Source organism: Hymenobacter glacieicola (assembly GCF_014640315.1).
In the GTDB taxonomy this organism is placed as follows: domain Bacteria; phylum Bacteroidota; class Bacteroidia; order Cytophagales; family Hymenobacteraceae; genus Hymenobacter; species Hymenobacter glacieicola.
This window is the reverse complement of the sequence record NZ_BMGS01000003.1, coordinates 155,450-177,922: the sequence shown is the minus strand read 5'-3', so window position 1 is coordinate 177,922 and position 22,473 is coordinate 155,450. Positions and strand designations below refer to the sequence as shown.

19 protein-coding genes are annotated in these 22,473 nt (G+C 60.9%); 4 read left to right on the top strand and 15 right to left on the bottom strand.

Translation table 11 applies throughout. The features are described 5' to 3' along the window. Together IEW18_RS06665 and moaA are read right to left on the bottom strand one after the other, a co-directional pair. Positions 1 to 807: an alpha/beta hydrolase gene (locus IEW18_RS06665; RefSeq protein ID WP_188557051.1), complete on the bottom strand. Its 807-nt coding sequence runs from the start codon at positions 805 to 807 to the stop codon at positions 1 to 3. Between the two features lie 447 nt (positions 808 to 1,254). Next, positions 1,255 to 2,262 (bottom strand): GTP 3',8-cyclase MoaA, encoded by a 1,008-nt coding sequence (gene moaA, locus IEW18_RS06660; RefSeq protein WP_188557050.1) that lies wholly within the window; start codon positions 2,260 to 2,262, stop codon positions 1,255 to 1,257. 158 nt (positions 2,263 to 2,420) lie between these two features. Here moaA and IEW18_RS06655 point away from each other — a divergent pair, with 158 nt between their 5' ends. Both IEW18_RS06655 and IEW18_RS06650 read left to right on the top strand, forming a co-directional pair. Continuing rightward, on the top strand, positions 2,421 to 2,663 hold the full coding sequence (locus IEW18_RS06655) for a MoaD/ThiS family protein (RefSeq protein WP_188557049.1): 243 nt from the start codon (positions 2,421 to 2,423) through the stop codon (positions 2,661 to 2,663). Between the two features lie 197 nt (positions 2,664 to 2,860). Next, positions 2,861 to 3,280, top strand: coding sequence for a molybdenum cofactor biosynthesis protein MoaE (locus IEW18_RS06650; protein ID WP_188557048.1), 420 nt, complete (start codon positions 2,861 to 2,863; stop codon positions 3,278 to 3,280). Between the two features lie 132 nt (positions 3,281 to 3,412). Here the strand turns inward: IEW18_RS06650 and IEW18_RS06645 are convergent, their stop codons facing one another. After that, on the bottom strand, positions 3,413 to 4,600 hold the full coding sequence (locus tag IEW18_RS06645) for an NTP transferase domain-containing protein (RefSeq protein WP_188557047.1): 1,188 nt from the start codon (positions 4,598 to 4,600) through the stop codon (positions 3,413 to 3,415). Then, a complete protein-coding gene (gene moaC / locus IEW18_RS06640; RefSeq protein ID WP_188557046.1) occupies positions 4,590 to 5,078 on the bottom strand; it encodes a cyclic pyranopterin monophosphate synthase MoaC in 489 nt (162 codons plus the stop codon). The genes IEW18_RS06645 and moaC overlap by 11 nt, the downstream gene beginning before the upstream one ends. A gap of 243 nt (positions 5,079 to 5,321) precedes the next feature. Between moaC and IEW18_RS06635 the strand changes: the two genes are divergently transcribed. Further along, a complete protein-coding gene (locus tag IEW18_RS06635) occupies positions 5,322 to 6,563 on the top strand; it encodes a molybdopterin molybdotransferase MoeA (RefSeq protein ID WP_188557045.1) in 1,242 nt (413 codons plus the stop codon). Positions 6,564 to 6,641: 78 nt separating this feature from the next. Here IEW18_RS06635 and IEW18_RS06630 read toward each other — a convergent pair whose 3' ends face one another. Next, positions 6,642 to 9,233 (bottom strand): hybrid sensor histidine kinase/response regulator, encoded by a 2,592-nt coding sequence (locus IEW18_RS06630; protein ID WP_188557044.1) that lies wholly within the window; start codon positions 9,231 to 9,233, stop codon positions 6,642 to 6,644. Positions 9,234 to 9,712: 479 nt separating this feature from the next. Here IEW18_RS06630 and IEW18_RS06625 point away from each other — a divergent pair, with 479 nt between their 5' ends. Next, positions 9,713 to 10,795, top strand: a complete 1,083-nt coding sequence (locus IEW18_RS06625) for a fatty acid desaturase family protein (RefSeq protein ID WP_188557043.1) — start codon at positions 9,713 to 9,715, stop codon at positions 10,793 to 10,795. A gap of 100 nt (positions 10,796 to 10,895) precedes the next feature. Here the strand turns inward: IEW18_RS06625 and IEW18_RS06620 are convergent, their stop codons facing one another. From IEW18_RS06620 to metH, 10 genes are all read right to left on the bottom strand, one after another. Continuing rightward, positions 10,896 to 11,324, bottom strand: a complete 429-nt coding sequence (locus IEW18_RS06620) for a putative signal transducing protein (RefSeq protein ID WP_188557042.1) — start codon at positions 11,322 to 11,324, stop codon at positions 10,896 to 10,898. Positions 11,325 to 11,418: 94 nt separating this feature from the next. Next, a complete protein-coding gene (locus IEW18_RS06615; RefSeq protein WP_188557320.1) occupies positions 11,419 to 11,574 on the bottom strand; it encodes an MFS transporter small subunit in 156 nt (51 codons plus the stop codon). Between the two features lie 36 nt (positions 11,575 to 11,610). Next, on the bottom strand, positions 11,611 to 13,020 hold the full coding sequence (locus tag IEW18_RS06610; RefSeq protein ID WP_188557041.1) for an OFA family MFS transporter: 1,410 nt from the start codon (positions 13,018 to 13,020) through the stop codon (positions 11,611 to 11,613). Between the two features lie 272 nt (positions 13,021 to 13,292). Continuing rightward, positions 13,293 to 14,837, bottom strand: a complete 1,545-nt coding sequence (locus IEW18_RS06605) for an N-acetylmuramoyl-L-alanine amidase (protein ID WP_188557040.1) — start codon at positions 14,835 to 14,837, stop codon at positions 13,293 to 13,295. 130 nt (positions 14,838 to 14,967) lie between these two features. Continuing rightward, positions 14,968 to 15,495, bottom strand: coding sequence for a hypothetical protein (locus tag IEW18_RS06600; protein ID WP_188557039.1), 528 nt, complete (start codon positions 15,493 to 15,495; stop codon positions 14,968 to 14,970). A gap of 131 nt (positions 15,496 to 15,626) precedes the next feature. Continuing rightward, on the bottom strand, positions 15,627 to 16,196 hold the full coding sequence (locus IEW18_RS06595; RefSeq protein ID WP_188557038.1) for an energy transducer TonB: 570 nt from the start codon (positions 16,194 to 16,196) through the stop codon (positions 15,627 to 15,629). A 309-nt stretch (positions 16,197 to 16,505) separates the two neighbouring features. Continuing rightward, a complete protein-coding gene (locus IEW18_RS06590) occupies positions 16,506 to 16,976 on the bottom strand; it encodes a tetratricopeptide repeat protein (protein ID WP_188557037.1) in 471 nt (156 codons plus the stop codon). A 110-nt stretch (positions 16,977 to 17,086) separates the two neighbouring features. Then, positions 17,087 to 18,043: a methylenetetrahydrofolate reductase [NAD(P)H] gene (gene metF, locus IEW18_RS06585; RefSeq protein ID WP_188557036.1), complete on the bottom strand. Its 957-nt coding sequence runs from the start codon at positions 18,041 to 18,043 to the stop codon at positions 17,087 to 17,089. 109 nt (positions 18,044 to 18,152) lie between these two features. Next, positions 18,153 to 18,623 carry an endonuclease domain-containing protein gene (locus IEW18_RS21845; protein WP_188557035.1) on the bottom strand — a complete coding sequence of 157 codons (471 nt, stop codon included), beginning with the start codon at positions 18,621 to 18,623 and terminating at the stop codon, positions 18,153 to 18,155. A 76-nt stretch (positions 18,624 to 18,699) separates the two neighbouring features. Then, the gene (metH, locus tag IEW18_RS06575) at positions 18,700 to 22,413 is read right to left on the bottom strand and encodes a methionine synthase (protein WP_188557034.1); all 3,714 of its coding nucleotides are present in this window, start codon (positions 22,411 to 22,413) and stop codon (positions 18,700 to 18,702) included. Positions 22,414 to 22,473: the final 60 nt, after the last annotated feature.

Below are 22,473 nucleotides of genomic sequence, written 5' to 3'. Positions count from 1 at the left end.
TCAAAGGGTAGCCAGAATCTGCTGGATAGCCTGCTGGTACTCCGGGTTGTCGGTCATGCCGTTGTGCCCGGCTCCGGCCAAGGTAATAAACTGATCCTGAGGCTTAAGCAGCGCCTTGAGCTGCCGCGCCGACTCATAACTGATTATCTCGTCCTGGTCGCCGTGGAAGATAACGATGGGGGATTTGACGCGGGCCAGCACTCGGTTGGTGTGCAAGGGGTAGCGCACAAGGATGCCCGGTACCCAGGGATAGTGCTGGCGGGCCACGGCGCGCATACTCTGGTAGGGTGTCTGCAGAATTAGCAGCCGGGGCAGGTGCCGGGCTGCCAGCCATGCCGCCGGGCCCGTGCCCAAGGAGTAGCCCAGCACGACGGTGCGGTTTTCGGGGTACTGGGTAAGTAGCTGTTGATAAGCTACTTCCACATCGGAAAGTAGCTGCTGTTCACTACTGATGCGTCCCTGGCTTTTGCCGTAGCCCCGGTAGTCGAGCAGAAACACGTCGTAGCCGAGGCGGGTGTAGGCAGGCGCTACCTCGCCCCAATTATCCAGGGCCCCACCGTTGCCGTGCAGGTAGAAGATAAGGCCCTTCGCGGAAGCAGAATCGGTCTGGAACAGCAGGCCGTGCAGGCGGGTGCCGTCCGGGGCCGTAACCCAGTGCTCCTCAAACCGACCGGGAAAGGAAAAGCGGTAGTTGGTAGCCAGCCGGGTCGGGAAGAACAGCAGCCGCTCCTGCTGAAAATACAGCAGCAGGCACACCCCAATGTACAGCGCCGCGCCCAGCCCGAGTATCCAGAATACAGCCTTCATAGTAAGCAGGAAACTAAGTGAGAATCAACGTCTTTCTTTTTGCACGTCATCCTGACGCGGCAGGGACCTTATCGCACCTAAATGACTAAGGCAAAACGCCAGCCGCAACCACGACCCGTTCAGCCCTAATAAGGTCCTTCGCAAGCTCAGGATGACGTGGTGGGGTAGAGGAACAGTACGGGGCCTAGTTCAGCACAGTGCAGCCCGTCATGCAGCGGCGCGGCCGCCGCATCTGGCGTGCTGACTCAAGACTACTAACGCACTGATTTAAGCCAGATGCTTCCTTCGTCAGCATGACAATACTATGGCAACATCAGCACGCGAGATGCTTCGCTCCGCTCGGCATGACGTTCTTTTATGCTACCTCTCCACCTTCCCTAGCAGTAGGACTACGGCCAGAAGAAAGAATGACGCGTTGGATTTACTCACCAACTCACCATTTCACCCCTACCCTCCAATCGTGCTCATTGACTCAAAGCTGAGCTGGTGCAGGGGGCGCTGGCGCTCAGCCTCGAAACCGTTGGCGGCGCGGTGGCGGAAGGCAGAGGTGAGGGCCGCCACGATGTCGGCATCGGAGGCGCCGCCGCGCAGCAGGGCCCGGATGTCGAGCACGCCCTGGTCGTAGAGGCAGGTTTTCAGGCCGCCTTCGGCCGTGAGGCGGATGCGGTTGCAGGTGCCGCAGAAGGTGCGCGAGTAGGCCGCAATAATGCCCAGGCGGCCCTGGTGGCCGGCCACGGTGTAATGCGAGGCCGTGTCGCCGGGGCGAGTGGCTACCGGCGTCAGCGTGCCCAGGTTCAGCTCCAGATGCTCCCGGATGCGGGTGTGGTTCCAGGGCAAAGTAGCGGCGTGGCTACCCCCGTTAAAGGGCATTTCCTCGATGAAGCGCACATCCACGGGCAAGTCGCGGGTCAGTTCGGCCAGGGGCAGCAGGTCCTGGGTGTTCTGCCCGTCCATTACTACGGCGTTGATTTTCACCCGGATACCCGCGGCCAGCAGGGCGTAGAACGTGTCGAGTACGCGCGGCAGCTCGTCGCGGCGCGTGATGCTAGCGAAGCGGGCCCGGTCCAGGGTATCGAGGCTCAGGTTTACGGCCTTCACGCCCATGCGGGCTAGCTCCGGCACGTGGGGCGCCGTAAGTACGCCGTTGGTCGTCAGGGTCAGTTCCTCGATGCCCGAAATTGCGCTTAGCCGGCTCATGAACGGTACCAAGTCGCGGCGTACGAACGGCTCCCCGCCCGTCAGGCGTACTTTGCGCACGCCCAGCCCGGCCATAATAGCCACTAGGCGCTCCATTTCTTCGTAGGTCAGCAGCTCTTGCTTGGGCAGGTACTGAATGCCTTCCTCGGGCATGCAGTAAAAGCAGCGCAGATTGCACCGATCCGTGACGGCCAGGCGCAGGTATTCCAGCGGGCGGCCGTGGTTATCAAACAATACAGACGGTACAGCAGCGGACATACTCGGCAGAAAAACACCTCGCCCCAGGCGGGGCAGTGAAACAAACAACGTAAATCAGACTTTTCCGTTCGGGTGAGTGACCTTCGTCTTCACGCAAACCGCGCCACAGGGGCGAGGGTTTCCACCACCGGTCAGCTTTACGAACACCTAGATAACCAATGAACTTGAAAATTGCTTTGTTCGGCATTGCCCGCGAAATCGTGGGGCAGTCGTCGCTGGAGGTTTCGGCGCCGGAAGGCCAGTCGGTGCAGGCGCTGCTGGCGGGACTGCGGGAGCAGTATCCGGCCCTGGGCCGCCTGTCTAGCCTAGCCGTGGCCGTCAACAACGAATACGCCGAGGACGGCGTTACCCTCTCGGAGCGCGACGAAATTGCCCTGATTCCGCCGGTAAGCGGGGGGTAGAGCTTTGGTTAATAACGTAGTGTCATGCTGAGCGCAGTCGAAGCATCTCTACCGCTTCGTTGGAAAGGCTATTAATTAGTCAGAGGTAGAGATGCTTCGACTGCGCTCAGCATGACAACGCTTTTTGTGCAGCGCTACCAAAATAACCACTGCCAATAAGCGCAACCTACCTGTCACCATTTACCTCATCCCCCACTTTGATTCACATCGACCTGACCGACCAGCCCATTGACGTAGCCGCGGCCCTGCGCACGGTGGAAGACGACGGGGCCGGCGCCATCAACACGTTTATTGGGGCCGTGCGCAACAAGAGCACCGGCCGGCCCGTGGTGCGCCTTGAGTACGAGGCCTACGACAGCATGGCCCTGCATCAGCTGCGCAAAGTAGCCGAGCAGGCCGTGGAGCAGTGGCCCATGCTGAAGAAAGTCACCGTCATTCACCGCAAAGGCACCCTCCACATCGGCGACGTAGCCGTGGTAGTGGCCGTATCAACGCCCCACCGCGCCGAGAGCTTCGCCGCCTGCCATTACATCATTGACACGCTGAAGCAGGTAGTAACCATTTGGAAAAAAGAGTTTTACGAGGACGGTGACGTGTGGGTAGCGGCCCATCCGTAAGCATTCTCTGCGCTTTACTACTTTAAAGAACTAGTCAAAAAAGTCTGTCATCCTGAGCGGGAGCGAAGGATGACAGACTTTTTTGATACAGGTAGTTGATAATTAAAGAATAAAGCAAAAGCAGCAGCAACGCTACCCTAGCTCCTGCCGGGCCTGTTCCGCTTCTTCCTGCGTGTTCACGTTGCGCAGCTCCTGGGGCGCGGGTGGGGGTAGCAGCTCAATGTCGGAGTTGATGAGCGCCTTGCGGGGGCAGCTGTAGCCCAGGCTCAGGAAGCGCAGCAGGGTAGCGTAGCTGCCGGGTTCCCAGATGGTGATGAGCGGTTCGGGCCACTCGTTGTCGGGGCTTTGGTAAGCCGTGGCCATGCGCGCCGGCTGGCGGTGCTCTACCAAGTGGTCCAGGGTAGTTTCGGAGAGGAAGGGCAGGTCGCAAGCCACGACCAGCCAGGCGGCGTTGGGGTCGAGGCGGAAGGCGGAGAGCAGGCCGCTCAGCGGGCCCAGGTCGGCGAAGGTGTCGGGCAGGGGGCGTAGGCCGGCGTACTCCAGCTCCATCACCTGGTCGGGGCGGCAGGAAACGTGCACATCCTGGCAGAAGCCGGCCAGCAGCTCGGCGGCGTGGGCGCGCTGCTCCCGGCCTTCGTGGTAGGCGAGCTTGCCTTTGTCCTGGCCCATGCGCTGGCTGCGACCCCCGGCCAGCACCAGGCCCCGCAGGGGCGGCGCGGCGGCGTGCCACTCCCGCAAGATCAGCTCGGCCAGGGTTTCGGTGTCGGGGAGGGGTAGCACGGGCACGTTAGCCCCGGCCAGGTGGGCGCGCAGGTAGGCCGGCACTTCGGTTACGCCTTCGGGCAGCAGCAGGGCGCGCACGTTGGTAAGGCGGTCGAGCTTTTTCTCCACGGACTTGGCGGGGTCCAGAATCACGAGCTGCTGCCGGGCCCGGAAGTGGTTGCCGTTCACCAGCACCAAACTCTGGTGCTGCAGCCACTCCGGCTGGCTAAACTTGTCCAGGCCGCGCTTCACATCCAGGCGGGCGAAGGTGATTTTGTCGGTTAGCTCGGCGGTGGCACCGGCTTGCAGAATGGCGTCCTGGCCGCCGCTGCCGCCCTGGGCCACATCGTCGCCGGCGGCGTGGTCGGCATCGACGTAGGCTACGCGCAGGGTGGGGGAAAGCAGCGGCAGCAGCCGAGCCACTAGCTCCTTGATCTTGCCGCAGGGCGCCCCCAGAATAGCCAACTCATGGCGGCCAAACTCACCGAAATCGGGCCGGGCAAGCTGGGCATGCTTGGCGCGGGGCGCGGGGGTAGCAGAAGGCTGGTTATCCGGCATGATGAAAGTCCTGTTTGCCGCCGGTCTTTTCCAGCAGGCGCGTTTCCTGAATCACAATGTTGTGCGAGAGGGCCTTACACATATCATAAATGGTGAGGGCCGCCACCGAAGCGCCGGTCAGGGCCTCCATTTCCACCCCGGTTTTGCCGGTTACGGTGGCCGTGCACTCAATCAGCACGGCGTCTTCCCCATCGGGTTCAATGCGCACCTGGCAGTCGTCGAGGCCCAGCGGATGGCAGAGCGGAATCAGCTCCGAAGTGCGCTTAGCGCCCATGATGCCGGCCAGAATGGCGGTTTGAAATACGGGACCCTTGCGGGTGGGCAGGTCGCCTTCTTTTACCAGAGCCATAATATCGGGGCCGAGTACCACGCGGCTGCGGGCCCGGGCCACGCGGCGGGTAGGAGCTTTGGCGCCCACGTCAACCATGGCCGGCTGCCCGGCTGCGTTGAGGTGGGTGAGTTTGGGAGAGTCAGACATAGTAGCAGTAGAGACGCATCTTGGCGCCTAGTCGTTGCGAATGGTAAACAAACCAGCCAAGCCAGTACTTTGCTTTTTCATTCCGCCCAGTTGTCATTCCGAGCAAAGCGAGGAATCTGGGTAAATCGTTGCATGGTGAACCCAGATTCCTCGCCTCTGCTTGATCCGCAGAATGCTCGGCATGACAACATCCTTGCAAGAAGGAGCGCAAAGATGCGCTTCGTAACCGCTCCGCCTCTGCTTATGATTTCCGTTGAAGAAGCTACCCGCCTTGTTGCCGCCACCATCCGTCCGCTGTCCGTGGAGTACCTGTCGCTACCCCTGGCGGCGGGCCGCATCCTGCGCGAAGACCTGCAGGCCGACCGGGACTTTCCGCCCTTCAACCGGGTAGCCATGGATGGTATTGCCCTGCGCTTCGGGGCGCTGGAAAGTGGTCAAACGGAGTTTCGCATCGAAAGCACCCAGTTTGCCGGCCAGCCGCCTACCCCCCTGCAAGACCTTGCCGCCGCCGTGGAAATCATGACCGGCGCGGCCCTGCCGGAAGGCGTGGACACCGTGATTCGCTACGAAGACCTGACCTTCCGCACCGACGACGCCGGCCAGCGGTACGCCACCGTGCAGGTCCTGCCCCCGCGCCGCGGCCACAACGTGCACACCCGCGCCGCCGACCGCCGCCAGGGCGACCTGCTGGTACCCGCCGGCACCCGCCTGGAGCCCGCCGAAGTAGCCGTAGCCGCTACCATTGGGGCCGCCACGGTAGCCGTGACGCGCCGCCCCCGCGTGGCCGTAGTCAGTACTGGCGACGAGCTGGTGCCCATTACGGAGAAGCCGGCGGCCCACCAGATTCGGCGCTCCAATGCCCTGATGCTGCAGGCGGCGGCCTGGCAGACGGGGGCCGAGGCTGATACGTTTCATTTCGACGACGACCCGGAGGCCCTGCGGCAGGGACTACCCGCCCTGCTCAGCGGCTACGATGCGGTGGTGCTCAGCGGCGGCGTGTCGAAAGGCAAGGCTGATTTTCTGCCCGAAACCCTGCGGGAGCTGGGCGTAGAGCAGATTTTCCACGAGGTGCAGCAGCGGCCGGGTAAGCCCTTCTGGTTCGGGCAGCAGCCGGGCGGGGCGGTGGTGTTTGCCCTGCCCGGCAACCCGGTTTCTACCTTCGTGAACTTCTACCGCTACGCCCGGCCCTGGCTGCTCGCTGCCCAGCAACCCGAAGCCCCGGAAACGCTGGGCACAACGGCGGCTTCCGGCGGCCCCGTTGCGGCCGTGCTAACCGAGTACGTGCAGTTTCGCCCCCGCCTCACGCACTTTCTGCTGGTGAGGCTGGAGCACGGCCCCGATGGCCGTTTGCGGGCTACTCCCGAGCGGGCCGGCGGCTCCGGCGACATGGCCAGCCTGTTGACTTCGGCGGGATTTCTGGAACTGCCGCCGGAGCAGGAGCAGTTTCCGGCCGGGTCGGTGCTGCCCGCGTGGCGGTTTCGGTAGGGAGCTAAGCTGGTGATTTCTCGGAGCATGCCCAACAGCCGCCGCTGCACTACGGAAAAGCACAGGCCTTCAGCAGACTCACTCCGCTGCCGAGCTTTCAGCGGAAGTAGGAGCAGTAGCCAACGACTCCTGAATTTGGGTGATGACCTCCCGCAGTTGCTCCGTAACGCAAGTTACCAGCATGGCCAGGGTCTCGGACTCAAACTCGCCCTGCCACTGGTCGAGCTCCGTGACTATCGGCAGCAGGTGCAGTACGTGCAGGTGCGCCAAGCCGGGCTTGAGCGTGTGGGCTGCGCTTTTCAGCCGAGCAAGGTTGCCTTCCTGCATGGCCTGCGCCATTTCCTGCAGTAGTTCCTCGCTGCTTTCCACAAAGGTTTCCAGCATAAAAGTTACGAAGCTCTGGTCGCCCTGACCCACTTTCAGCAAGTCGTCAATCTGGTAAAGCGCGGCAGTTGGCGGGGCGGGCGAAGCAGCAGGAACCGGGGCAACTATCTGAGCCTGGGGTACTACCCATTCGCTGACGACCTGCAGCAGCTCGGCTTCCTGGAACGGCTTGGCCAGGTAGGAGTTCATGCCCGCGGCCAGGCACTTTTCCCGCTCGCCTTTAATGGCGTTGGCCGTTAGGGCCACAATGGGCGTGGTGAGCTTTAGTTGCTGGCGCAGCGCAGCCGTGGCGCCGTAGCCATCCAGAATAGGCATCTGAATGTCCATCAAAATCAGGTCGAAGACCTGCTCCTGGGCCAGGGCAACGGCTTGTTCGCCGTGCTCGGCTTCGGTTACCTGCACCTGGGCTTGCTGCAGGAATGTCTTGGCAATCTGGCGGTTAAAGCGGTTGTCTTCTACCAGCAGCACGTGCTTGTGGCGCAGGTGCTGCCGTAGCGGGCTGTCTTCGGTTAGGAGCACCTGAGGCAGCAGGTCCTGGGCCGTGCCAACGGGGAGGCGCAGGGTAAAGCGGGTGACGGTGCCGCGGTGCTTTTCGCTTTCCAACTGCACGTCGCCGCCCATGAGCTTGACCAAGTTGCGGCAGATGGGCAGGCCCAGCCCGGTACCGCCAAACTTGCGCGTTACGGAGGCATCTTCCTGGCTGAACTCCTGGAAAATGTGAGCCAGAAACTCCGGCTCAATACCTACGCCGGTATCCGCTACCTGAAACAACACGTCCACGGCTCCCGTGGGGGCGTCGGCCGTTTCAACCACCTCACAGGAGATAACAACTTTGCCTTTCTCCGTGAACTTGATGGCGTTGCCGGCCAAATTCAGCAGTACCTGCGTGATGCGGTATGGGTCGCCGAGCAGCACGGCCGGGATGCCCGGCCCTACCCGCGTACTCAGGCAGAGGCCTTTTTCGGCGGCTTTGTAGTGCAGGGTCTGCTCGACCTGGGCCAGTAGTTGAGTAGGGACGAAGCCCACTTGTTCCAGCACCATCTTGCCCGCTTCCAGCTTCGAGAGGTCCAGAATGTCGTTGATGATAACCAGCAGGTTGTCAGCCGAGGTGGTAATGGCTTGCTGGTAGCTGCTCTGGGTAATCGTGAGCGGGGTTTTGGCCAGCAGCTGACTCATGCCCAGAATGGCGTTCATAGGCGTGCGGATTTCGTGGCTCATGTTGGCCAGGAACAGCTCCCGGGCCCGCACCGCCGATTCGGCCGCCAGCTTGGCGTGGCGCAGGGCCTGCTCCGTTACTACCCGCTCCGTCACGTCGAGGCCATAGCCCAGAATCATGTGCAGGGAGCCATCGGGGTGGAATACGGGCTGTAGGCAGCGGTACTGGTGGCGGCTTCCCTCGGGCCGCAGAAAGGTTTCTTCGTACGTCACCAGGCGGCGCTGCTCCACGGCCTGCGCCAAGTGGGCGTGCCGCTCGTGGGCCATGGAAACCGGGCGCTTGGTGCGGGCGAAGTAGTCGAAGTTGTCTTTGCCAATCACCCACTGCCGCATTTCCGGGTCTTTGATGCCGCTGGCATTCACGAACAGGTAGCGAAATTGGTCGTCGAAAACGCCTACGTCGCAGGGCAGCTGGTCCAGTACAAATTCATAAAAGGCGCGCTGCTCGGCCAGCTGCTTTTCTACTTGGCGGCGCTCCGTGATATCCACGCCCATGCCTACCATCATGCGCAGGGTGCCATCGGCGGCAAACACAGGCAGGAAGTGGCGCCGAATGTGCTGGGGCCCTGCGGCCGTTTCCTGCACTTCCTCCCAGGCTACGGCCGTGCGGCTCTGCACGGCCCGCTCGAAGCACTGGCGGCGCTGCTCGGCCAACTCGCGGGGGCGCTGAAAATGGGCGCAGTAAGCAAAGTCATCCTGCCCGATAACCCAGCTCCGGGTAGCCGCGTCCAGGATGCCGTTGGCATTAACGAAGCGGTAGCGGTGCTCGGCATCGAAAACGGCAACTTCCACGGGTAGCTGCTGCAGAATAGCTTCGTAAAAATTCTGGTGAGCGTCAGGGGCTGCTTTGGCGCGCTCCGAAGCAGCCTGCTCTAAGTTTGCGCCCGGTTCGCGGCTGTTAGTTGGTGCTCCCGGCTGGCTGGCTTGGGCTTCGGCCAGCTGAACCTGGGTAGTAGCCAAAGCCTGCTGCAGGGTTGCTATCCGGTTTTCAGCCCAAGTGCGCCATGCTGTTCCGTCGGTAGGTGGGGCGGCTACAAAATCAGAAAAGCCGAGAGACGAAACAGCAGACATCTACTACAAATGAGAAAAGTGATAAAGTAGCAAATATAGTCAATACATGTAGGGTAATATACTTATTAGTAGATGACTAGTTGGTGAATAAATAGGATAATTATAACAACATAGCATGCTGCCTCAAAAGCCCTTGCTTTCTTCTCTCCCCGAATAGAGCCAGGGCGCTGAGCGGGGTGGTAGTTCAAGCACCGCTTAAATTCAGGCTTACTTCTTTTCTTCCTGCAGCATGGCCTGGCCGCCGCCTATTCCTTCATTTACTACGCGGAAATGCCTGTAGCGTACCTGGCAGCTACTTGATTTGCTTACCATTGCAGGGTTCTGGTAGTGGTTCTGCACCTGAGTGGGCGCCGCCGGACGAACATGCCCAACGGTTCCGTGGCACTTTTATCGTACTCTTGCGGTTGCAACTACTCACGAGTTACAATATTTCTGGCCGAAGCGGTGTGGACTGCTCTTGCGCAGTTTTCCCTTTGTCTATGAGCGCTACTCTTAAATTCACGAACGCCAACCGCTCGCTTTTCTTTGCTACGGTTCGCCAGCGCGTGGATACTTACTTTCAGCTTCACCAGCTTTCCCGGCACGCCAACCGGGCTATGTGGGTCAAGACCATCCTGTTCCTGATCAGCTTTGTGGGGCTGTACGGGTTGATTTTATCCGGTTTGCTGGGCCCCTGGGGGATGTTGGTTGCGGCCGGACTGTTAGGTGCTACCAATGCCTTCATTGGTTTCAACATCTGCCACGATGCCTTGCATGGGGCTTTCTCGGCTAACAAGCACGTCAACAAAAGCTTAGGTTTGCTTTTTAACCTGCTGGGAGCCAGCCCCTATGTGTGGGGCATTACTCACAACCTGGTGCATCACACGTACACCAACATTCCGGGCCACGACGAAGACATTGAGGTTGCTCCTGGTCTGGTTCGGTTGTCGGAGGAGGAGCCCGTGCGCCCCTGGCAGCGGTTCCAGCACTTCTACGCCTTTGCCCTGTACGGGCTGGCGTCGTTGTCGTGGGTGTTGCGCAAGGACTACGTTAAGTTTTTCCAGGCCAAGATTGGGGAGCACGTGGCCCATCATCCCCGCAAGGAATACTTCAATCTGTTCCTGTATAAGGGCCTGTACTACATCCTGTTCATCGTGCTTCCGTTGGTGCTGCTTCCCATTACGTGGTGGCAGTTCGTGCTGGGTTTCCTGGCCATGCATTTCGTGGAAGGGCTGGTGCTGGGCTTGGTCTTTCAGCTGGCGCACGTGGTAGAGGGCACCGCCTTTCCCTTGCCGGACGCGCAGGGCGAAATGCAGGAAGCCTGGGCCGTGCATCAACTACAGACAACGGCCAATTTCTCGCCCACCAGTAAACTAGCCAGCTTTTTCTGCGGCGGCCTGAACCGGCAGATCGAGCACCATTTGTTTCCGCGCATCTGCCACATCCATTACCCGGCCCTGTCCGTGATTGTGCGGGAAACAGCCCAGGAGTTCGGCCTGCCCTACCTCGAAAACCCCTCGTTCCTGGGGGCGCTCCAGTCGCACTACCGCATCCTGTATAAGTTGGGCCGGGCTAGCGCCTAGCCGCTACCTGCTCGGCCAGCAGCAGGGGTAGCCTGTTTCCTGACCACCGCCCATAGAAGAAGGAAAGCCCGCGCGAAACAGTTTCGGGCGGGCTTTCGTGTTATTCTGCCTCGAACTCCAGCCCGCAGGTAAAGCAATGACACTGGGGTTTTTCGGAAGCCAGAAGCCACAGGCGCAGCTTCACGAAGAGGTTGTCGGTGGGTTGGGGCTGGTGGCGGCACACTACGTCGGAGTGGTGGCAGCGGGGGCAACGCGGAGTACCGGCCGCAGGCTCTTCTCCCGATTCGGGCGGCATGGCGTGCATGGGGGCACGCTGGGCATGTAGCACTTCCTGGGCCGCCGCTACATCCGTGGCTCGCACGAACAGGCGCACGGCCCCCAGCACCGGGCCGTAGGGCCGGTTCTCGTTGCCCAGAAAGCACGGGATGCCGGCCGCATCAAGCTGATTTTTAGCTAAATGAGCCGTAATAACATCCCGAAACGATTCGAGCAGAACGATGGCGGCGGGAGCGGAAGAATCCGAAGGCATACGAGGAAGGTAGGGCTAAGTGGCCGTACAAGCCAAAAACAACAGAAGCACCCGCTTGGGTGCTTCTGAAGACGAAAAAATAACGATAGGCGTGCTACTTAAACAGCGCCAGGGCTTTGATAAACGTTTGCGACACGCCCCAGGCCAGGGGAATGCCCACGTACAGCCAAGCCAGTACGGCCGAGCCGCCAACGGCGGCCGGCTCGTTGGGGGTAGCCGCCGTTGAAGAGGTATTTGGAGGAGTATGCATATCTGAAATCAGGTTTGAGGAGTGGAAATTGCCGGCTTAGTGTCCACCTGCTTCAGCGGTAACCGGGCCCTTTTCATAGTACTGCTCTTTCACGGGGCGCACGGCCAGGTTGGCCAGCAGACCCAAGATCAGTACCCCCGCCATGGTGTAGAAAACCGGCTGGTAGGTGGCCGCACCCGTCAGGCCTGAAGCCTTGGCGTTTTCCGTCAGCATGCTCACTATCAGGTGGCCTAGAATAGCGGCCGTGCTCCAGGCGGTAAGCAAGCGCCCATGAATGGCGCCTACCTGGAATTTTCCGAACAAGTCAGACAAGTACGCTGGCACGGTAGCAAAGCCGCCCCCGTACATGCTGATAATTACGCAGCAAACTACCACGAACAGAGCAAGTTGGGCGTTGTGGCTTAGCGTAGGGGCTAGGGCGTAGAGGATAATACCCAGCCCGAAGTAGATGGCATAGGTAACCTTGCGGCCCAGCTTATCAGAGGCCGATGACCAGAAAAAGCGGCCCAGAAGGTTAAATAAGCTCAGCAGGCCCACAAAACCGGCTCCGGCGGCTACCAGTGCTGGCTCCGTCATGCCCCGGCCTTTTTCGGTGCCGGAAATAACGGACTGAATAAGCGGCGAGGCCGTTTCCAACACCCCAATGCCCGCTGTTACGTTGCACAGCAGCACAATCCATAGCAGCCAGAACTGTGGTGTTTTGATGGCGTTGTCGGCCGATACGTTGCCCGTTGTGATAAGGGCATTGTGCTCAGTGCTAGGCACGTAGCCAGCCGGCTTCCAGTCGTCGGCAGGCACCCGGATGGTCCATACCCCAAACTGCATGAACAGCAGGTAGATAAGTCCCATAACGATTAAGGTGGGAGCTACACCCTGCGGCGCCGAGTCCTTGAAATGGGCCATCAGGTTGGTGGCCAGCGGGGAGCCAATCATAGCGCCGCCGCCAAAACCCATGATGGCCATGCCAGTAGCCACGCCTTTGCGGTCAGGAAACCACTTGATGAGGGTACTCACGGGCGAAATGTAGCCGATGCCCAGCCCAATACCACCCACAAAGCCATAGCCGAAATACACCAGCCAGATGTTGTGCATCGACACACCCAAGGAGGCAATCAAAAAGCCTCCGCCAAAACAGAGCGACGAAGCCAGCATGGCTTTGCGTGGCCCTACCCGCTCAAGCCACTTGCCAAAGAGAGCTGCCGACAAGCCCAGCAGCACAATGGCAATGGAGAACGTAAGGCCAATCTGGGAAAGTGTCCAGTCATCGGGGGCCGGGTTGTCTGCATCACGGCTGATGAGTGAGCCCAGCGGCTTGTTGAAAACGCTAAAGGCGTAGGCCTGCCCAATGGCTAAGTGAATAGCTAGCGCAGCGGGCGGAACCAGCCAGCGGTTGTAGCCCGGCCCAGCAATGGTGCGGCTGCGGTCCAGTAAGGAGTCATTTGCCATAAAAGAAAACGGGTGTTGTGGGAGGTGGTAGAAGAACAGGCTGCCAGCTGGACAGTCTAGAGGCAATGCAGGGCTGTACGAGTTGGCAGCCAACAAGGTAGACGACCAAGGGGCGCCTTTTTATGGACAGCTCAACTATTTTTTGCTAAAAAGCTATAGATAAGCCTGTCCGCTTACGTAGCATTTCCCGGACTATACGGTGGGTACGGATGTAGGTACATACCAGTCGGCTTGCTTTTGGTGCGAGTTGCGGCTAAAAGCCAGCCTCATGCTTACTCCGTAGCCGACTGGCCGAGCAGCCACCCCCGCGGCCCCGGCGCCCGGCACGCCCGCAGAAACTCCTCCAACCCCTGCTTCATGGCCGTGGCCATGCGCTGCTGAAACTGTGGGTCAGTAAGGCGCTTTTCATCCGCAGGATTCGACACAAAGGCCGTTTCGACCAGGGCATTCGGGTACTCGGTAGGGCCGTTCAGCCCAAAGTTGAAGCTCCCCACGTTGCCGAATCCCGCTAGTCCCGTGGCCCGCATCTGCTCGTACAGCGCCACCGACAAAGGCCGGAACGCCACGTAGCGGTAGTAGGTGCTGGTGCCCTGCGCCGCCGCGCTACCCGAGGAGTTGACGTGAATACTGACCAGTACATCGGGGTTTAGGCGGCGCAGGAGCAACACCCGCTCGCCGTTGTCCACGGTAGCATCGGTTTCGCGGGTCATGAGCACGCGGGCGCCGGCTTGCTCCAGCTCCCGGCGCAGCTTCAGGGCAATGGCCAGGGTAAGGTCTTTCTCGCGGGCCCCGCTCGGGCCAGTGGCCCCCACGTTGGTGCCACCGTGACCCGGGTCCAGGGCCACCGTCAGGCTGCGCAGACGAAGCTTCTGGGGTGGGCGCTTTACTTTAATTTCCAGGGTGTTGCCGCGGTAGCCGATGTGGTAGCCCCAGCTCTGGCGGTGGCGTAGCGCCAGCACCAGCCGGAACACATCGGGTTGCACCTGCTCGTAGGTTACGTCGCCCAGCTCCCGCAGGCCGTCGCGCTGGGTTATCCAGTTGGTATTAGAGGTAGCCCCGAACACGTCGACTACCAGCCGGCTGGGCTCGGTGAGTAGCTGGGAGCGGTAGGGCAGGCGCTGGCCGAGCGACACGCGCACGTGGTCATACAGCGAATCGCCCTGCACGCTCCAGGAACCCGTCAGGGCGGCGGGCACGAAGCCGCCCGGCGGCAGCAGGCGCACTACCTCCTGGGGCACCCAGGCCAGCTGAGTGGCGCTCAGTTGCACGCGGTACTGGTTGCCTACCCGTCCGGTCAGGTGCAGTACCACCGCCGAATCGAGGTAGCCGAGCTTGGCCCCACCCAGTCGGTCCTCGCCCAGGCCGTAGTTGAGGTAAGCCAGTTCGCCCGTGGTGCGGGCCAGCTGGGGCTCGTTCGGGTTCAGAAACCGCACGGTGTGCCGGCTGAAGGCCGTGGCCATAAGGCTGTCTGGGGCAAGCAGCTGAAAGTTGATGCGCCGGTTATGGAGCGTATCGCCGGGCTGCACCACGTAGGTGCCCTGGTAGACCCCACGCTTGCCCTGGGCCTGAGCGGGTGGTAGCTCCGTGAGCGGCACTGCCCGCAGAAAGGTAGCGCGCAGCCCCGGAGTACCAGCCAGGCGTACTTGCAGCCGGTCACCGGGGCTAAGCCACTGGTCGGCGGCGGGTACGGTTTCGGCCATAGTAATTACCGGCGGCCTAATAACTGGGGCAGGCTGCTGGGCTCGCGCCACCAGGCTGGCCAGCACCGCCAGCAGCAGACTGGCCCAGGGCACGCGAGAAAAAACGATAGATGGCATAAGTGAAAAGTACAGACACGGAAGGGACCCCGCTCGTTGTGGTGGCGCTAACTGGCACGCGCGCTACTACCCTGGCTTCCAGCAAAAAGCCCCGCCGAAAGGGCAGGGCTCAGCGTAGTAAGGGTACGGATTAGGGCTGCTTTACGGCTTGGCCCAGGTCCTTTACGTCGCGGCCGGTTTCCAGGGCCGTAAACTCGGTTTGCAGGGCCCGGATGTGCAGCTCATCGCGCCCTTTAATATCGAGGCGGATGGCCCGGAACTGCTCGTTCAGGCGCCGGCTGATGGCAGTGGCATAGTCCCAGTCGCGCTGGGTCCACGTGCGGCGGTTGGCCCGCACCTGCTGCATAAACTGCACGAAGGCCGGCTCAATGGTTTGGGGCGTCAGCTTCTCCACCTCCGTGTAAGTGCCCAGCAGCTGGCTGGCGAAGGTGGCCTCTGCTGCTTTATCCAGGGGCTGGCGGCTGCGGGCGCGGGAAACAGAGTCGAAGCGGGCGGCCCGGCGGCCAGCCACGCGCAGCTTGGCCGCGGCGCGGTCGGCAACGGTATCTAGCTTGCGGGCTTCCTGTCTTACTATTTCCTGGCGCTCCCGCGGGGTAGTGTCGCAGGCGGTCAGCAGCAGTCCAATGGCAGGCAGCAAAAACAAACGGAGAGATTTCATAGCGGCAAGGTATTGATTGTTGGAATGGGAGAACAAAAGCAGGCTGGGCTCTATACGCAACGCAGCCCACTTCTTTACGAAGCGGGCTGCATTTGTGGGGTAGCGTAGTAGCTGAAAACTCCTGGCAAGCGCTACTGGGGGCGCATCCGGAACGTGAAAGGCATTTCGTACTTAGAAACCACGGCGTGGCTGCCAATGCGGGCCGGAATCCACTGGGCCGGAATGCTGCGGGCTACCCGCAGGGCCTCTTCGTCGCAACCGGAGCCAATGCCTAGCAGCACCTGGTGGTTGGAGGCTTGGCCCAGGGTGTCGACCACGAATGAGACCAGCACCCGGCCCTGCACATTCTTGCTCTGCGCCGCTACCGGGTAGTTTAGTTTGGTCATGTACGTAGCCAAGGCTGCGTCGCCCCCGATAAAAAAGACGGGGTGAGTTACACGTTGGCGCGTCCATTCGCCCGCCGCAGTTTGCACGGGGTAGGGCACATCATCGAAGGGGCGGTTAAACACCAGCTTCTTGGCGGTGTGGTCGTACTTCTGGGTTACTACCTGGCTCCCGTCGCGGGTGTAGGCGTAGTACTCCCAAACGCCAACTTTCTGCCCTTTCTCCAGCAGCCCGCTTTCTAGTTCGGACTTGCGCATTTTCTGGGCTGATGCCGCCGCGGAGGCCAGCAGCAGGCAAGAGAGTAAGAGTTGTTTCATAGAAGAGAAATGGGGGTGGGAAATGGGGAATGAGCGCGCAGCAAAACCCAGCCGCCCCTGGAAAAACCAGCAGACGACGGGTAATGATGAAAAATAAGTCTTAGTTAAATGCTATACAGCTCCCAGGAGCCGCAGGAGTGAAATTGAAGGGTGGGACCAACAACGCCGGGCCAACACAGCCTAGCGCGGCTATACGCGGCTGGGGGGAGTTGCCGTACGTATTGCCTAGTCCGGGAAATTTACAAATTTCCTCCTAGTTCAGCAAGTCAAGAATAAGGAAGTGCTGTCAGGCTCAGCTGCTTAGCAAATTTACTCCTCCAACCGGTCACGCAGGTCGCGCAGCTGGCTCTGCAGGCCCGGCCAAGCCGGACAAATTTTCTCTAGCCGAATCAGCACGCGCAGGGCGCCCCGGTCGTCGCCGAGCATCCGGAGCATGGTCGCCCAGCCCGATAACGCCCCGAAATGGCGGGGCTCTCGGCGCAGGGTTTCGCGCACGTCGCGTAGGGAGGCGTTGTATTCGCCCCGCATGTAATAAGCTGTGGCCCGCTTGTTCCATCCCTCGGCGTAGTCGGGGCTGGCTTCCGTTAAGTGGGTAAACTCCTCGATGGCCAGGGTATAGTTGCCAGCGGCCAAGGCCCGCATGCCCGCCTCCAAATGCTTATCGAGCACGGGGTGGCTGGCCGTCAGCCAGATGTGCCAGATGCCATCCTGCAAGGCCTCAATTTCGGCCGGAGTGGTGGCTTCCCGCAGGCGCGCAAACAGGTCGTCGAGGGTGTCCAAGCGGAGGGATGGTGAAATAGTGAACTGGTGAGTGTAATGTTCTAACGGTCCGTATTACAAGAACGTTAGGACATTACACTCACCAGTTCACTATTTCACCATCCCACTATTTAAAATAGGGCCGCCGCTACCTGCCGGATGCTCTCCGACTTGCCCATGCTGTAGTAGTGCAGGCAGGGCACGCCGTGGGCCATCAGCTCCTTGCTTTGGTTGATGCACCACTCAATCCCGATTTCGCGGGCCGCCGCGTTATCCGCGCAGTGATGCACGGCGTCGGCCAGCTCCTCCGGGATGTTGAGGTAGAAGGCCCGGGGTAGCATCGTGAGCTGGCTTTTGGTGGTCAGGGGCTTGAGGCCGGGGATGATGGGCACGGTAATGCCCGCCTCCCGGCAGCGCTTCTCGAAGTTGAAAAACTGCTCGTTGTCGAAGAACATCTGGGTCACGATGTAGTCGGCCCCGCGGTCCACTTTGTGCTTGAGGTAGCGCAAGTCGGCCCCGTAGTTCGGCGACTCGAAGTGCTTCTCGGGGTAGCCGGCCGTGCCAATGCAGAAGTCGGTAGCCCAGGTATCGTCCTGCTCCTCATCCAGATACTCGCCCTTGTTGAGGTTGGCCACCTGTCCAATCAGGTCGGCGGCGTAGGCGTGCCCATCGGGGTCGGGCTTGAAGTGGCCTTCCGATTTGATGGGGTCGCCGCGCAAAGCCAGCACGTTATCAATGCCGAGGAAGTGCAGGTCGATAAGGGCGTTTTCGGTTTCTTCCTTCGAGAAGCCCCCGCAGATGAGGTGGGGCACGGTGTCCACATCGAAGCGGTTTTTGATGGCGGCACAAATGCCCACCGTGCCGGGCCGTTTGCGCACGGTTTTCTTCTCCAGAAACCCGTTGGGGTGCTGGCGGTACACGTATTCCTCGCGGTGGTAGGTCACGTCGATAAACGGCGGCTTGAACTCCATCAGGGGCTCAATATTCGAGAATAGGTTCTGGATGTTCTCGCCCTTTTTGGGGGGTAGCACCTCGAAGGAGAACAGCGTCTTGCCGTCGGCGCGGGTTAGGTGTTCGGTTACTTTCATAGGAGTTGGTGGTCCCGGCTCGTTCTGGTGGGCGCCTCACCCCCTGGCCCACTCTCCGGAAAAGGAGAGGGGGAGCCTGGCGACTTTTGGGGAGGGGAACCGTGGGTGATTACAAAGCAGATTTGATAGTTACTACTACCTGATCTAGTTCATGGAGTACTTGGTCGTTGGAGAAGCGTAGAATTCGGTAGCCGAGTTCCTGGAGTAAAGCGGAGCGGCCTGCATCGTAGTCCTGCTGATCGGGCTGGTTGTGGATTTCTCCGTCTACTTCTATAATTAGTTTATGCTTAAGGCACACAAAGTCAACGATGTAGCGGTCAATGCTGTGCTGGCGGCGGAACTTGATACCGGCGAGTTGGCGGTTACGCAGCGCTTGCCAGAGCTTATCTTCCGCTTCGGTCGAGTGCCGGCGCATTTCGGCGCTGAAGTTTTTCAGGTGGCCGTACCACTTCGATTTATCAGCAGTTAAGCGGGCTTCGATTGGCTTATGGGTTGCCTCACCCCCTAGCCCCCTCTCCGGAAGAGAGGGGGGACTAACTTCTAATTTTAGATTCTGCTTAGAATCAGCTTCCTGACTCATATAATTGAATTTTTAGTACTAGAAACTAGAAGTTAGTTCCCCTCTCTTCCGGAGAGGGGGCTAGGGGGTGAGGCGCCTACACCACCGTCACCGGCACGCTGGCCGGGTCGTAGTTCAGGTTGGGGGCCAGCCAGCGTTCCAGCTCCGCTACGGGCATGTTCTTGCGCTCGGCTATGTCCGTTACCTGATCCTGGCCGATGCGGCCGAGGCCGAAGTAGCGGCTTTCCGGGTGGGCGTAGTAGAGGCCGCTCACGGAGGAGGCGGGGTACATGGCTAGGTTTTCGGTGAGGCGGATGCCGGTTTTGGTTGAGGCGTCGAGCAGCTCAAACAGGGTAATTTTCTCGGTGTGGTCGGGGCAGCCGGGGTAGCCGGGGGCCGGGCGCACGCCTTTGTATTTCTCCTGAATCAGGTCCTCGTTGGAGAGGTTCTCGGCCGGGTCGTAGCCCCAGAACTCCTCGCGCACCCGCTGGTGCAGGCGCTCGGCAAAGGCTTCGGCGAGGCGGTCGGCCAGGGCTTTCACCATGATGCTGGAGTAGTCGTCGTGCTCCTGCTCGTACTTTTCCAGCAGCTTCTCGATGCCCAGACCTGCCGTCACGGCAAACCCGCCGATGTAGTCCGCGCGGCCGGTTTCCCGCGGGGCCACGAAGTCGGAGAAAGCCAGGTTGGGCACGCCGGGCGCCTTCTCGCTCTGCTGGCGCAGGGTGAAGAACTCCGTCTGGATTTCCTGGCGGGTGTCGTCCTGGAAAATCTGGATGGTGTCGTGGCCGACGGTGTTGGCGGGCCAGAATCCTACTACCGCCCGGGCCGTAAGCAGCTTCTCGTCGATGATTTGCTTGAGCAGCTTCTGGGCGTCGGTGAAGAGCTGGGTGGCGGCCTCGCCCACGTTCTCATCGGTGAGGATGCGGGGGTAGCGGCCTTTCAGCTCCCAGGTCTGGAAGAAGGGCGTCCAGTCGATGTACTCGGCCAGTTCGGCCAGTGGATAGTCTTCCAGCACCTTCGTGCCCAGGAAGCTCGGCTTCACGATGCGGGTGGTGTCCCAGTCGGCCTTGAAGCCGTTGGCGCGGGCGGCTTCAATGGTCAAGTAGTTCTTCTCGCGCTGGCGGCCGGCATAGTCTTCGCGGAGCTGGCGGTACTCCTCGCGCACGGTGCGGGCGTACTCCACATCGGCGGAGCCCAGCAGGGCCGCCGCCACGCCTACCGAGCGAGAGGCGTCGTTCACGTGCACTACCGGGCCGGAATAGTTGGGCGCAATTTTCACGGCGGCGTGCAGGCGGGAGGTGGTGGCGCCACCGATGAGCAGCGGCGTTTTAAGGCCGCGCTTTTCCATTTCCTGGGCCACGTACACCATTTCATCCAAGCTCGGCGTAATCAGGCCGCTGAGGCCAATCACGTCCACTTGCTGCTTCTGGGCTTCGTTCAAAATCTTTTCCAGGGGCACCATTACGCCCAGGTCCACGATGTCGAAGTTGTTGCAAGCCAAGACCACGCCCACGATGTTCTTGCCGATGTCGTGCACGTCGCCTTTCACCGTAGCCAGCAGGATTTTACCGGCCGTTTGCCGGTCGCCGCTTTGCTTGTCGGCCAGCAGGTAGGGCTCCAGGTAGGCCACCGCCTTCTTCATCACGCGGGCCGATTTCACCACCTGGGGCAGGAACATTTTGCCGGCGCCAAACAGGTCACCCACTACATTCATGCCGGCCATCAGCGGGCCTTCAATCACCTCCAGCGGCCTAGCTACTTGCTGGCGAACTTCCTCGGTGTCTTCGTCGATGAACTCCGTAATGCCTTTTACCAAAGCGTGTTGCAGACGCTCTTTCACGGGCAAGCTGCGCCAGGCGTCGGCTACTACCTCCACTTTGTCCTTTTGCTTTACCGTGTCGGCGAAGTCTACGAGTCGCTCGGTGGCGTCGGGGCGGCGGTTCAGGAGCACGTCTTCTACCAGCTCCAGTAGGTCCTGGGGCACTTCGTCGTACACGGCTAGCTGGCTGGGGTTCACGATGCCCATATCCAGGCCGGCCCGGATGGCGTGGTAGAGGAAGGCCGAGTGCATGGCTTCGCGCACCACGTCGTTGCCGCGGAACGAGAAGCTAATGTTGCTGACGCCGCCGCTGGTGAGGGCGCCGGGCAGGTGCTGCTTGATCCAGCGGACGGCCTCAATGAAGTCGAGGGCGTAGGTACGGTGCTCCTCCATGCCGGTGCCCACCGTCAGAATGTTGGGGTCGAAGATGATGTCCTCGGCCGGGAAGCCCACTTCGTTTACCAAGATGTCGTAGCTGCGCCGGCAGATTTCGATGCGCTTCTCGTAGTTGTCAGCCTGGCCCTGCTCATCAAAGGCCATGACCACCACGGCGGCCCCGTACTGGCGCACGGTGCGGGCGCGCTCCTTGAAAGTTTCCTCGCCTTCTTTCAGGGAAATGGAGTTGACGATGCTCTTGCCCTGCACGCACTTCAGGCCGGCTTCTAGCACGCTCCACTTCGAGGAGTCAATCATAATTGGTACCCGCGAAATATCGGGTTCCGAGGCAATCAGGTGCAGGAACGTGGTCATGGCCTGCTCCGAATCGAGCATGCCTTCGTCCATGTTCACGTCGATAACCTGGGCGCCGCCCTCCACCTGGTCGCGGGCTACCTGCAGGGCGGCCTCGTAGTTGCCGGTCCGGATGAGGCGGGCGAAGGCGCGGGAGCCGGTCACGTTGCACCGCTCGCCCACGTTTACAAACAGACTGTCGGGGTAGATACCGAAGGGTTCCAGGCCACTCAGGCGGGTAGCTTTGGGTAGCTCGGGCAGCTTCCGCGGCTGGTACTTATCCGCCAGGCGGGCCAGCTCCCCGATGTGCTGGGGCGTGGTGCCGCAGCAGCCGCCCACCACCGTCACGAGGCCTTCCTTGAGGTAATTTTCCACCACGCCCGCAAATTCCTGGGCCGACTCATCGTAGCCGCCAAACGCATTGGGCAGGCCCGCGTTGGGGTAGGCCGAGATGTGCACGTCGGCAATACGGCTCAGCTCCTTGATGTAGACTTGGAGCTGATCGGCGCCGAGGGCGCAGTTCAGGCCCACGCTCAGCAGGGGTAGGTGGCGAATGGAGTTCCAGAACGCCTCCACCGTCTGCCCCGAGAGGGTGCGGCCGGAGGCGTCGGTAATGGTGCCGGAAATCATGACGGGTACCACGCGGCCGCCTTCATCGAAGAACTTCTGCACGGCGTACAGCGCCGCTTTGGCGTTGAGCGTGTCGAAGATGGTTTCGATGAGCAGGGCGTCAGAGCCACCATCAATGAGGCCGCGCACTTGCTCGTGGTAGGCGGAGGCCAGCTCGTCGAAGGTCACGGCCCGGAAGCCGGGGCGGTTCACGTCGGGGGAAAGGCTAGCGGTGCGGTTGGTGGGCCCGATGGCGCCGGCCACGAAGCGGGGCTTGGCGGGGTTCTGCTGCGTGAACTCGTCGGCTACTTCCCGGGCAATGCGCGCCGACTCGTAATTCAGCTCGTACACGATGTGCTCCAGGGCGTAGTCGGCCTGGGCAATGGTGGTGCCGCTGAACGTGTTGGTTTCCACCATGTCGGCCCCGGCCGCAAAGTAGTCGGCGTGGATGCCCTTGATGATGTCGGGACGGGTGAGGCTGAGTAGGTCGTTGTTGCCGCGCAGGGGTTTGGGATGATCCGCGAAGCGCGTGCCCCGGAAATCGGCCTCTTCCAGTTGGTGGCGCTGAATCATGGTGCCCATGGCGCCGTCCAGAATCAGGACGCGCTGGGCCAGAATGTCGTGCAGCGGGGAGTGGGGGAGGGTCGTCGGCATATCGGCTCTTCAAGTAAATCGGCAGCGAAAAAGTGCCTATCCAGAGAGAGCCGTGCAGAA